The following is an 11,910-nucleotide window of genomic DNA, read 5'->3' as shown; positions in this document are numbered from 1 at the left end:
AGATCTTCCGAAGATCCCGCATCAGCCCCAACCGCATGAGCGTCATCACGAAAGCCGTCCTCACCCTGGAGAGGCAACGCTGAAAATGCTCACTGGCCTGCCCGATCAAGTAGAGGGACTTGAGCCGGGAGTGCAGCGGCAGCTCGCCGACGCTTCCGACCGCGAAGCGGTGGCCGAGAATCAGGGTGCTTGCCGTGAACGGTTCCAGCTGCCCCGCTGACAGCTCGGGATGCAGCTGGACCAGGGAGAGCCAGGTCAGCGGGAGGCCGTACAGCGGACTCAGATCGCGAACCTCCGGGCACTGGCTGAACCCGGCCTCGGTGAGCGAGCGCATCGAGGCCACGGGGGAGATATCGGTCAGCTCTCTGTTGTCGAAGACGAAGAGCCTTTTCAGCTCCCGGCGGGACACCAGCGAGGACAGGTCGCGATGGCTGCCCTGCAGACGGACCGACCGGGCCTCGGGAACGTGGCGCAGCGCACTCAGCTGCTCCGCGGTGGCGGCGGAGACATGGGGCCGTTCCCAGGTCTGTGCGGCCAGGATCTCCCGTGCGTACGTCTCGGCATCGAAGGCACCCCATGCCTCGCACAGATGTGCGGCCACCCATGTCCGCTCGTCCTCCCGGTACTGCCTGATCACCTCGTACGCCGCATCGCCGCCCACCAGACCCGCCGTCATCACCACGTACCCCGCCGCGTACTCCCCTTCCACGTCGGCGGGGCCCGGCAGCAGTTCGAGGACCAGCTCGCCCACGGCCGCCAGCTGTTCCGCCTCCTCGCGTGTGCGTGGTGGCAGCAACTCCTCCGTCCGGCGCCGGACGTCCTCCCGCACGACGGCGTCCAGTTCCGGCGCGTGTTCCACGCTCGCCGCCGCCAGCAGTACGAGCCGGTGGCGGTACGTGGGCGTGCGGTCCGCCCGCTTCAGCAGCTGCCGCAGCAGCCGGTCACGTTCGTCCGGGCGGGCGTGCCCCACCGCCATCTGCACCACGTCGTGCCACTGGTCGTCGTGCGCGTGTTTGACCAGCACCCCGAAGTCACGGGCCTCCACGGCCGCCTTCGCTCCCAGGTAGTCCTGGAAGGTCCGGTGCACGAACCCGACCGCCCCCGGCGCGGGTTCCCGCAGCAGCCCGCTCCTGATCAGGAGGTGCGCGAACACGTTCTCGGGGCTGCCCTGGATCTGGGACATGGCCGCCAGCCACTCCGTCACCATCGCCAGGGCCTCGTCGTGGTCGGCCTCCGCCTGACCGTTGCGGATCAGCCAGTACGCCAGCCGCTGCAACAGCGCCGTCTGTTCGTCCCTGGTCAGGTCCACGCCCTCGACCCCGGTGATGTCGCGTTCCGTGTCACGCCGCACGAGCAGCATGTCCAGCGCGGCGTCGTACAGCTCCTTGCGCGCACGCGGAAGCTGTGTGCGCCGGTCCCGGTTCAGGGCACACAGCAGCGCGCACATCAGCGGGTTCGTCGCGAGCCGGCCCAGGTCGCGCCGGGTCCCCACGGCGTGACGCAGCGAGGCCTCGTACGCATCGAGCCGCTCGCGTTCCTCGTCCGACCGGCACTCGGAGCGCGCGGCCGTGTGCCAGTGGTCGACGAAGGCGCGGATGTCCTTCGTCGACATCGGCATCAGGGAGTGCGCCTCGAACCCGGAGTCGGACAGCCAGCTCTCCGGAACGGCGGACGGCCGGGTCGTCACCACGTAACGGGACTTCGGGTACGCGGTCAGCAGGTCCCTCAGCCACTTCTCGGTACGCCGGCGCAGCCGTTCGGGGACCTCGTCGACCCCGTCCACCAGCACCAGGCCGCGCCCTTCGGACAGCAGCCGGTCCACCCATCCGGCGGGCGCCGCGCCATGCAGCGGGATGCCCGCCGCGCGCAGGAAGTCCTCCGGGCCCGGCAGCTTCCCGTCCGATGTGAACGCGCGCAGGCGCAGGACGAACGGTACGCAGCGGTTCCAGTCGGCGAGCTCTTCGTCGAACGTCTGACGGGCCGCGTTCACCGCCAGCCACTGGACGAGGGTGCTCTTGCCCGAACCGGCCGGCCCCCGCAGCAGCAGTCGGCCGGTCCCCGCGAGGGCCTGCTCCGCCGTGACCGTCACCCGCTCCGGCGCGGTCACCTCCCACCACTCCGGATCGCTGTCCCGGGAGCTCACGGACAGGCTGATGTAGCCCGTCTCCAGGGGCCACTCGCCCGCCGACCGCCCCAGCGTCAGCCCGAAGAGCCCGATCCGGCTGTGCGCCGAGGCCACGAACTCCGTGTACCGCCGCTCGAAGTCCAGCGCCGCCGCGTCCGGGCGCGGCCCCAGCCGGTCCCGTACGTCCGCCACCAGCTCCCGGGTCCGCCCCGCCGCACGGGTCTGCTCCACGGCCGCCCGAGCCACGAACGACGGTTCGGCGGTCAGCTGCTCCACGACATGCGCACAGCACCGGACCAGCAGCTCCCCGTACAGATCCGTCGCCCGCTCCGAGAGCCCGGCGGCGGGTGGGGCCAGTTCGGCCGCCAGCCGGTCCGGGGCCAGGTCCACGGCGAACAGCCGGTCCGCCGTCAGCGCGCCCGCCGCCGCTAAGGTGTCCCGCACCGCCTCCACGGCGGCCAGCCGCTCGTGCTCCGGCAGGCTCGCGTACGACTCCGCCAGCCGGCCGCCGAGCACCGTCGCCAGCCGGTCCGGCTTGGCCGGCCGGGGCAGCGGGCGCACCGGGTCGGGGACGAGTCCGGCTCCGGGCTTCGGGGCCACCAGCGACCTGGCCACCGTGCCGAGCACCGTCGTCGCGAGCCGGATCAGCGCAACTTCCAGACCGTGCAAGGCAGTTCCCCCTCATGTCGGACTCCGGTGGAGGGATCGTACGACGGCCGCCCTGTCGGAAGGTGCCAAAGACCGCTGACACCATGTCTCGCATACTTGTTGGTAACAACGTCTGGTCCGGGGCCGACCTGCGGCTCTACGGTGCACTCATGCCGACGAACCTGCCCGATGTAGTGCTCTGGTCCATACCGGCCTTCGTCCTGCTCACCGTCGTGGAAATGGCGCTCCACCACTTCCACCCCGACGAGGAGGCCGCCGGATACGAGACGAAGGACGCCGTCACCAGCATCACCATGGGGCTGGGCAGTCTGGCCTTCGACCTGCTGTGGAAAGTGCCCATCGTCGCCGTCTACACCGCGGTGTACGAACTGACCCCGCTCCGGGTCCCCGTCCTGTGGTGGACCGTCCTGCTGATGCTGCTGGCCCAGGACTTCTTCTACTACTGGTCCCACCGCGGCCACCACGTCATCAGGATCCTCTGGGCCTGCCACGTGGTCCACCACTCCAGCCGCAAGTTCAACCTCTCCACCGCGCTGCGCCAGCCCTGGACCTCGCTGACCGTGTGGCCGTTCTACCTCCCGCTCATCGCCTGCGGTGTCCACCCCGCGGCGCTCGCCTTCTGCCAGTCGGCCAACCTCGTCTACCAGTTCTGGGTGCACACCGAGCGCGTCGACAAGCTGCCCCGCCCGTTCGAGTACGTACTGAACACGCCGTCCCACCACCGGGTGCACCACGCCTCCCAGGGCGGCTACCTCGACCGCAACTTCGGCGGCATCCTGATCGTGTGGGACCGGTGGTTCGGGTCCTTCACGAAGGAGACGGAGCGGCCGGTGTTCGGGCTCACCAAGAACATCGACACGTTCAACCCGTTGCGCGTCGCCACCCACGAGTACGTCGCGATCGCCCGTGACGTGCGCGCCGCGGGCAGCTGGGGCGAGCGGGCCGGGCGGGTCTTCCGCGGGCCCGGCTGGCAGCCCGCCAAGGCCGCGGGCACCCACGAGGCCGCCCCCGTGCGGGAGCGCACCGGATGAGCGCCGGCCCGCTCCCGGACGGCCGTCGGGAGCGCCTCGTACGCCTCCTGCTCCTCGCCTTCCTCGTCGCGTGCGCCGCCGATCTCGCCGGGGTCCTCGCCGGCATCGGCGCCCTGCACTTCGCCGCCAAGCCGCTGCTGATGCCACTGCTCGCCGCGTACGCCGCCGCCCGGCGCGGGCCCAGGCCGCTGATCGCCGCACTGCTCTGCGGCTGGGCCGGCGACGTGTTCCTGCTGGCCGACGACGACCTCGCCTTCCTCATCGGGATGGGCGGCTTCGCCGCGGGGCACATCTGCTATCTGTGCTTGTTCGGCAGGGCCCGAGGCGCCCTGCTGTCCGGCATCGGGTACGCGGTGGTCCTGACCGTCTTCGTCGTCCTGATCTGGGACGGGCTGCCTGCCGGGCTGCGGATCCCGATGGCCGGGTACAGCCTGCTGCTGACCGCCATGGCCTGCCGGGCCGGTGTCCTCGGCCGTTACGCGGCCGCCGGAGGCGCGCTCTTCCTGCTCTCCGACGCGCTGATCGCCACCGGAATCGCCGACTGGCCGCAGCTGCCCGCCCCCGGCTTCTGGGTCATGCTCACCTATGTCGCGGCGCAGTTCCTGCTGACCCTGGGCGTGCTGGCACCGGGGGCGAAAGGGGCCGGTGCGGTCCTCGGGGCGTACCGTGAGCGGAGTATCGGCATCTGAGATCAGCAAGGACCCCCACGCATGCGCGCCACCGTCATCCACGCTCCCCACGACATCCGCGTGCAGGAGGTCCCGGACCCGGTGATCCAGCAGCCGACCGACGTGGTGCTGCGGGTCCTGCGGGCCTGCATCTGCGGCAGCGACCTGTGGGCCTACCGGGGCGAGTCCGCCCGGCAGCCCGGCCAGCGGATCGGCCACGAGTTCCTGGGGATCGTCGAGGAGGCGGGCTCCGAGGCCAAGGGGTTCACCGCCGGTGACCTCGTCGTCGCCCCCTTCGTCTGGTCGGACGGCACCTGCGCCTACTGTGCCGAGGGCCTGACCACCTCCTGCGCGCAGGGCGGCTTCTGGGGATCGGTCGGCTCCGACGGCGGCCAGGGCGAGGCCGTACGCGTCCCGTTCGCCGACGGCACGCTGGTCGGGCTCCCCGCCGCCGCGGCCTCGGACGACCATCTCCTCACCGCGCTCCTGGCCCTCTCCGACGTCCTCGGCACCGGCCACCACGCGGCCGTCGGCGCCGGTGTGAAGCGGGGCTCCACGGTCGCCGTCGTCGGGGACGGCGCCGTCGGCCTGTGCGGCGTCATGGCCGCGAAGCGGCTCGGCGCCGAGCGGATCATCGCGCTCGGCCGCCATGAGGCGCGCACGGACATCGCCCGCTCCTTCGGCGCCACCGACGTCGTCGCCGAACGCGGCGAAGCGGCCGTCGCGGCGGTCCGGGAACTGCTCGGCGGCGACGGGGCGCAGGCGGTGATCGAGGCCGTGGGAACCGAGCAGTCGATGCGCACGGCCGTCGGCATCACCCGCGACGGCGGCTCGATCGGCTACGTCGGGGTGCCGCACGGCAGCGGCACCGGACTGGACCTCGGCACCATGTTCGACCGGAACATCGCGCTGCGCGGGGGCGTCGCCCCCGTACGGACCTACATCCCGGAACTGCTCCCCGACGTCCTGTCCGGCACCATCGACCCGTCGCCGGTCTTCGACCTGACCATCGGCCTCGACGACGTTCCGGCCGGCTACAGGGCGATGGACGAGCGCACGGCGCTGAAGGTCCTCATCAAGCCGTGAGAGCGGGGCGGCCGTGTCCGCCTCATCGGTCCGGGCGACCGTGCCCGCCCAGCGGTCCTGGTGGCCGCGTCCGCCTCGTCGTTCCTGGTGGCCGCGTCCGCCCGGCCGGCCGCGACCCGTCGGCGGGGGCGCCGCAGCCCGGAAGCGCCGGAGACGGGGCCGGCACGGAAGACGCCCGTGCCGGCCCCTCGTGCCGTTCCTGCCTACCAGCGCACCGCGTCCAGCGCGTCCACCACTCCGGCTCCGTAGAAGCCGTTGCGGTTCTTGCCGCCCTCGCAGACCGCGTCGATCTTGCCGTCACCGTTGATGTCGTACGGGGCACCGCACGCCGTGGCGTCGGCCTCAAGCGTCAGCAGGGCCTTGACCGCGGCCGCCGACGCGTACGGGTGGGTCGACTTGATCAGGGCCACGACGCCCGCGACATGCGGGGCGGCCATCGACGTACCGGCCTTGTAGCCGTACCCGCCGCCCGGCAGCGTGGACAGGATCAGACCGCTCGTCGCCGGCGGCGCGGGCGTCTGGTAGACCGTCGAGTCGCCGCCCGGCGCGGCCACGTCGATGACTCCGTCGCCGTAGTTCGAGTACGAGGCCTTCAGCCCCTTGGCTCCCGTCGCCGAGACCGTCACGACGCCCGGCAGCATCGCCGGGATGTCGAGGCACTCCTTCGGGTCGATGGTCCGGGGGACCGGCGTGCTGTCGTTCGGGCTCCCCCCGTCCTCGATCGTGTCGGCCGCCAGGTCCTTGGCCGAGTTTCCGGCCGCGGCGACATTGACCGCGCCCTTGTTCTCGGCGTACCGGGTGGCCCGCGCCACGGCCTCGACCAGCGCGCCCTGGTCCGGGTCGTTCTTGCAGTTGTACATCCACGGGTCGGTGTAATAGCTGTTGTTCGTGACGTCGGCTCCGTGGTCCGCCGCCCACATGAAGCCGCAGACGACGGCCTCGGTGTAGAAGAAGCCGTCCGGGTTGGCCACCTTGATGCCGGAGACCTTCACACCCGGCGCGACCCCCGTCATCCCGATGCCGTTCTTCGCGGCGGCGATGGTGCCCGCGACATGCGTGCCGTGATCGCTCTCGCCGGCCTTCGGGCGCCAGGAGCCGTCCGTGGTGTCCGGCGCGCCGGAGACACAGTTCGCCGAGCCGCGGCGGTCGAAGTTCGGGGCGAGGTCCGGGTGGGTGTCGTCGACGCCCGTGTCGATGACCGCGACCGTGACCTTCGAGCTGCCCAGCGACTTCTCGTGGGCCTTGTCCGCCTTGATCGCGGGCAGGTCCCACTGCAGCGGCTCCAGCGGGTCCTGGCCCGCCGTCGCCCGAGCGGCCGCGGTCCGTTCCTGCTGCGCCGTCAGCGGCTGCTCGATCCCGATGTCCTTGGTGGCCTGCGGCACGATCGGGTTCGTGCGGGTGGCGCCCGCCGAGTCGACGCCCTTGACGCGCCGCATCGACTGCGCGAACTGCGGGTTCTGCGAGTGGGCGACGATGACGCCGATCCGGTCGTAGGCGGTCACCACCGTGCCGCCGGCCCGCTCGACCGCCTTGAGCACCTGCTTGACGGTGCCGCGACCGCCCCGGGTGTTGATCACGTACGACAGCTTCGGACCGTCCGCCGGCACCGATGCCGAGGGCGTGGCGTCCGCCGGAGAGGCGGAGGCGGTTCCCGTCGGCAGGAAGCCGAGCGAGGCGGTGAGGGCCAATCCGACGGGCAGCGTGAGCGCGCGCGTCCGTCTGGATCCCAGATGAGCCATGGGGTCTCCACTTCATCCGTGTCAGTGGACCGGACACGAGGCGCGCCCGGTCGCGTACATGACGAGTGAAGCTATCGCTGATCATCCCCGCTCATCAATGAGTTCGAGACATCCGAATTCCACCCGGGCGTCCGAAGGGGTGACACGGAGAACGCGGAAACCGTGTTGAACCGCTTCGCCGCGCGCTGCGTGCCGTTGTCAGGGGAAGCGCACCACGACTCCCCGATATCGAGGTCCCCAGTGAAATCCACCGTCCCCACCACCACCGCACCCGCGTCGCGAGGAGATTCCGTGGCTACCGATGCACCGCCGCCCGAGGGCAGTACGGAGACCGGCCCCGCCCAGCCCACCACCGAGGCGTTCGTCGCGGAGCAGGCGAGCCAGGAATTCGGCGAACTCCGCCGCTCACACCGCTCGTTCGCCTTCCCGCTGACCATCGCCTTCGTCCTCTGGTACCTGCTGTACGTGCTGCTCTCCAACTACGCCGGCGACTTCATGGGCACCAAGGTCTACAGCAACATCAACGTGGCCTTCGTCTTCGGCCTCGCCCAGTTCCTCACCACGTTCCTCATCGCCTGGTTCTACTCGCGGCACGCCAACGCGAAGCTCGACCCGAAGGCCGAGGCCATCAAGTCCCGTATGGAGGCCGACGCATGAGCGCCGCGTACCACTCCCACACCGCCGTGACGCTCGCCGCCTCGTCCACCGGTGAGCACCGGCCGCTGATCATCACCCTGTTCGCGGTCTTCGTCGCCGCCACCCTCGGCATCACGGTCTGGGCCGGCCGCCAGACCAAGAGCGCCTCCGACTTCTACGCGGGCGGCCGCCAGTTCACCGCTTTCCAGAACGGCCTCGCGGTATCCGGCGACTACATGTCCGCCGCCTCGTTCCTCGGCATCGCCGGAGCCATCGCGCTCTTCGGCTACGACGGCTTCCTCTACTCGATCGGCTTCCTCGTCGCCTGGCTCGTCGCCCTGCTCCTGGTCGCCGAACCGCTGCGCAACTCGGGCCGCTACACCATGGGCGACGTTCTCGCCTACCGGATGCGTCAGCGCCCGGTCCGCACGGCGGCGGGCGTTTCCACCATCGTCGTCTCGATCTTCTACCTGCTGGCACAGATGGCAGGAGCGGGAGTTCTGGTCTCGCTGCTCCTCGGGATCACCAGTGACGCAGGAAAGATCCTCATCGTTGCGCTGGTCGGCGTACTGATGATCGTGTACGTCACCATCGGCGGCATGAAGGGCACCACCTGGGTGCAGATGGTCAAGGCCGTGCTCCTCATCGCGGGCGCCCTCGTGATGACCCTGATGGTGCTGTGGAAGTTCGACTTCAACGTCTCCGACCTGCTGGGCACCGCCGCCGAGAAGAGCGGCCACGGCGCGTCGTTCCTGGAGCCCGGGCTCAAGTACGGCGGCTCCGGCACTTCGAAGCTGGACTTCCTCTCACTCGGCATCGCCCTGGTGCTGGGCACCGCAGGCCTGCCGCACATCCTGATCCGCTTCTACACGGTGCCGACCGCCAAGGCCGCCCGTAAGTCGGTCAACTGGGCCATCGGTATCATTGGCGCCTTCTACCTGATGACGATCGCCCTCGGATTCGGCGCCGCGGCCCTCATCAGCCCGGCCGAGATCAAGGAGAAGAACACGGCGGGCAACGCGGCGGCCCCGCAGCTCGCCGAGTACCTCGGCGGGGTCGGCACCACCGGCGGCGCCGTGATGCTCGCCGTCATCTCCGCCGTCGCCTTCGCCACCATCCTCGCGGTCGTCGCGGGACTGACCCTCGCCTCCTCGTCGTCCTTCGCCCACGACATCTACGCCAACGTCATCCGCAAGGGGAAGGCCACCGAGAAGGAGGAGATGAAGGCCGCCCGCTGGGCCACCGTCTTCATCGGCGCCGCCGCGATCGTCCTGGGTGCCTTCGCCCGCGACATGAACGTCGCCGGTCTGGTGGCGCTCGCCTTCGCCGTCGCCGCTTCCGCCAACCTGCCGACGCTCCTCTACAGCCTCTTCTGGAAGCGGTTCACCACCCAGGGCGCGCTGTGGTCGATCTACGGCGGGCTCGCCAGCTCGGTGATCCTGGTGCTGTTCTCGCCGGTCGTCTCCGGAAACGAGAAGACCTCTATGTTCAAGGGCGTCGACTTCGCCTGGTTCCCGCTGGAGAACCCGGGCCTGATCTCCATCCCGCTGGGCTTCCTGCTCGGCTGGATCGGCTCCCTCCTGTCGAAGGAGGAGCCGGACAAGGGCAAGTACGCGGAGCTGGAGGTCAAGTCCCTCACCGGCATCGGAGCCCACTGAGAGCACGAGTTCACACACGTTCACACCGGAGGGCGGGTTCCGTACCCTCTCCCACCGCGGCCGCGTCGTAGAGTCCTACGACGCGGCCGCGCCGCTCCTCGTGCCAAACGGGCCCCTCCGTTGTCACAGGTCTCGCGTAGTCTCGAAAGAGTCAGATATCGCAACCGGGAAGTCACCGGGGGAGGGGGTCCACCATGCTCATCGACACCTACGACAGGGTTGCCACCGACCTGCGGGTCTCACTGACCGACCGCTGCAATCTGCGCTGCACCTACTGCATGCCCGAAGAGGGCCTTCAGTGGCTGGCCAAGCCCGACCTGCTGAGTGACGACGAAATCGTCCGGCTCGTCCGCGTCGCCGTCACGCGGCTCGGCATCACCGAAGTCCGCTTCACCGGCGGGGAGCCGCTGCTGCGCCCCGGACTCGTCTCCATCGTCCAGCAGTGCGCGGCCCTGGAGCCCCGCCCGAAGATGTCGCTGACGACCAACGGCATCGGACTGAAGAGGACGGCCGCCGCGCTCAAGGACGCAGGTCTCGACCGGGTCAACGTCTCCCTGGACACCCTGCGCCCCGACGTGTTCAAGACCCTCACCCGCCGCGACCGCCACCACGACGTCCTGGCCGGACTGGAGGCCGCCCGCGAGGCCGGGCTCACCCCGGTCAAGGTCAACACCGTCCTGATGCCGGGGCTCAACGACGACGAAGCACCCGACCTGCTCGCCTGGGCCGTGGACCATGCGTACGAACTCCGCTTCATCGAGCAGATGCCGCTCGACGCCCAGCACGGCTGGAAGCGCGACGGAATGATCACGGCAGGCGACATACTCCGGTCGCTGCGCACCCGCTTCGAACTCACCCCCGAGGAGGACGGCGAGCGCGGATCCGCCCCTGCCGAGCGCTGGCTCGTGGACGGCGGACCCCACCGGGTCGGCGTCATCGCCTCGGTCACCCGGCCGTTCTGCCGGGCCTGCGACCGCACCAGGCTCACCGCCGACGGGCAGGTGCGCACCTGTCTGTTCGCCCGTGAGGAGACGGACCTGCGCGGCGCCCTGCGCTCGGAGGCTCCGGACGAGGAGATCGCCCGGCTCTGGAAGCTCGCCATGTGGGGCAAGAAAGCCGGATCGGGCCTCGATGACCCCGCGTTCCTCCAGCCGGACCGCCCGATGTCGGCCATCGGCGGATAGCAGCCGCGTCCGTTACGAGGTCGGCGCCTCCGGCGACTCCCACTCGGCCAGCGTCACCACGTCCTTGAGGAAGCCCCGCACCCCGAGGAACGAGGAGAGATGTTCCCGGTGCTCGTCACAGGCCAGCCAGGTCTTGCGCCGTTCCGGGGCGTGAAGCTTCGGGTTGTTCCAGGCCAGCACCCACACGGCATCGGTGCGGCACCCCTTGGCCGAGCAGACGGGGGCGGTGTCGGCACGCCCGGCCGCAGAATCGGATGCGGACGCGGATTCAGGCACGGACGCGGACGCGGATGCGGATTTGGGTTCGGACGCGGGTTCGGGGGAGTTCACGGACTCAACCCTAGAGCCTGGGCGGGAGAGCGGTCCGGCGGCATCCCCGCCGGAGAAATGGCGACGCCGAGCAGCCACGGGGGGAGCTGCCCGGCGTCGGTCCGTCGCTCCGACGGGGGATGCGGAGCGCTCACGAAGTATGTCACGCAGACCGGGGTACGGTGCACTGGAACTGCATGATTGATCTGAGCTTTTCTTGAGCTTGGGAGGTGCGGGCTCAGCCGCGTTCCTGCGGATCCGGACTTCGGAAGGCGTGTCCGTTTTCCGGACCGGTCTCCGCCGGACCCGTCATCGGATCAGTGCCCAGGGCAAGCCGCGTCGGCGCAGGCACAAAGGTCGAGGGAAGGGCAGGGCTGTTCTCCCGGCCCGCGTTGGCGATGACAACCGCGACATACGGGAGCAGAACTCCCAGCGCCAGCGCCACGATCGCCACATGACGTTCCACGTTCCACAGAACCGCGGCGGCCACCACCGAAACCGTGCGCACGGACATCGAGATGACATAGCGCCGCTGTCTGCCGCGCACATCCTCAGCGAGCCCCTGCCGGGCCCCCGTGATCCGGAAGACCTCCGCACCGCTCTGCTTTCCCCACATGTCTCCACCCACCTTCGCCGAGCTCATGGCGGACTGGGGGAGACCCCGTTGCCACGCCGGAAGCTCCCCGGACCGGACCGGATCCCACGGTACGCCCGGCCTCCCGCCGGTTCGAGACCGGGGCGCGCCGCATACACGCACTCGGCCGCCCCGACGCGCATACGGACCTGTCCGACATGCGGTATACCG

Annotated in this window: 9 protein-coding genes and 2 pseudogenes; 7 read left to right on the top strand and 4 right to left on the bottom strand. The window is 70.2% G+C overall.

The window, feature by feature from the left end:
• Positions 1-83: pseudogene (locus ACZ4LX_RS35075) on the top strand (IS5/IS1182 family transposase); the annotation flags it as partial.
• A gap of 1,541 nt (positions 84-1,624) precedes the next feature.
• Here the strand turns inward: ACZ4LX_RS35075 and ACZ4LX_RS35070 are convergent.
• Positions 1,625-2,725, bottom strand: a pseudogene (locus ACZ4LX_RS35070) (NACHT domain-containing protein); the annotation flags it as partial.
• Between the two features lie 218 nt (positions 2,726-2,943).
• On the opposite strand from ACZ4LX_RS35070, the gene ACZ4LX_RS35065 reads away from it, so the two are divergent.
• From ACZ4LX_RS35065 to ACZ4LX_RS35055, 3 genes are read left to right on the top strand one after another with little or no spacing between them, the layout of a single operon-like run.
• Positions 2,944-3,825 carry a sterol desaturase family protein gene (locus ACZ4LX_RS35065; RefSeq protein WP_467651039.1) on the top strand — a complete coding sequence of 294 codons (882 nt, stop codon included), beginning with the start codon at positions 2,944-2,946 and terminating at the stop codon, positions 3,823-3,825.
• Positions 3,822-4,514, top strand: coding sequence for a lysoplasmalogenase (locus ACZ4LX_RS35060; RefSeq protein WP_467651038.1), 693 nt, complete (start codon positions 3,822-3,824; stop codon positions 4,512-4,514). The genes ACZ4LX_RS35065 and ACZ4LX_RS35060 overlap by 4 nt, the downstream gene beginning before the upstream one ends.
• Positions 4,515-4,535: 21 nt before the next feature.
• On the top strand, positions 4,536-5,579 hold the full coding sequence (locus tag ACZ4LX_RS35055; RefSeq protein ID WP_467651037.1) for a zinc-dependent alcohol dehydrogenase family protein: 1,044 nt from the start codon (positions 4,536-4,538) through the stop codon (positions 5,577-5,579).
• Positions 5,580-5,782: 203 nt separating this feature from the next.
• Here ACZ4LX_RS35055 and ACZ4LX_RS35050 read toward each other — a convergent pair whose 3' ends face one another.
• Complete coding sequence (locus tag ACZ4LX_RS35050; RefSeq protein ID WP_467651036.1) at positions 5,783-7,318, bottom strand: S8 family peptidase; 1,536 nt, start codon at positions 7,316-7,318, stop codon at positions 5,783-5,785.
• A gap of 291 nt (positions 7,319-7,609) precedes the next feature.
• Between ACZ4LX_RS35050 and ACZ4LX_RS35045 the strand changes: the two genes are divergently transcribed.
• The 3 genes from ACZ4LX_RS35045 to moaA all read left to right on the top strand — a co-directional run bounded on the left by ACZ4LX_RS35045 (position 7,610) and on the right by moaA (position 10,796).
• Positions 7,610-7,975 (top strand): DUF485 domain-containing protein, encoded by a 366-nt coding sequence (locus ACZ4LX_RS35045; RefSeq protein ID WP_467651035.1) that lies wholly within the window; start codon positions 7,610-7,612, stop codon positions 7,973-7,975.
• Entirely contained in the window at positions 7,972-9,612 is a 1,641-nt protein-coding gene (locus ACZ4LX_RS35040) for a solute symporter family protein (RefSeq protein WP_467651034.1), read from the top strand. The genes ACZ4LX_RS35045 and ACZ4LX_RS35040 overlap by 4 nt, the downstream gene beginning before the upstream one ends.
• A 194-nt stretch (positions 9,613-9,806) precedes the next feature.
• Positions 9,807-10,796 carry a GTP 3',8-cyclase MoaA gene (gene moaA, locus ACZ4LX_RS35035; RefSeq protein ID WP_467651033.1) on the top strand — a complete coding sequence of 330 codons (990 nt, stop codon included), beginning with the start codon at positions 9,807-9,809 and terminating at the stop codon, positions 10,794-10,796.
• Positions 10,797-10,808: 12 nt separating this feature from the next.
• On the opposite strand, the gene ACZ4LX_RS35030 is transcribed toward moaA, so the two are convergent.
• Together ACZ4LX_RS35030 and ACZ4LX_RS35025 are read right to left on the bottom strand one after the other, a co-directional pair.
• Positions 10,809-11,072, bottom strand: a complete 264-nt coding sequence (locus ACZ4LX_RS35030; protein WP_467651041.1) for a hypothetical protein — start codon at positions 11,070-11,072, stop codon at positions 10,809-10,811.
• 271 nt (positions 11,073-11,343) lie between these two features.
• A complete protein-coding gene (locus tag ACZ4LX_RS35025; protein ID WP_467651032.1) occupies positions 11,344-11,721 on the bottom strand; it encodes a DUF3099 domain-containing protein in 378 nt (125 codons plus the stop codon).
• Positions 11,722-11,910 lie beyond the last annotated feature (189 nt).

It is taken from the genome of Streptomyces sp. NPDC026062 (assembly GCF_055568375.1).
Note: the sequence above shows the minus strand (reverse complement) of the source record. Positions and strands in the feature narration are given on the sequence as shown.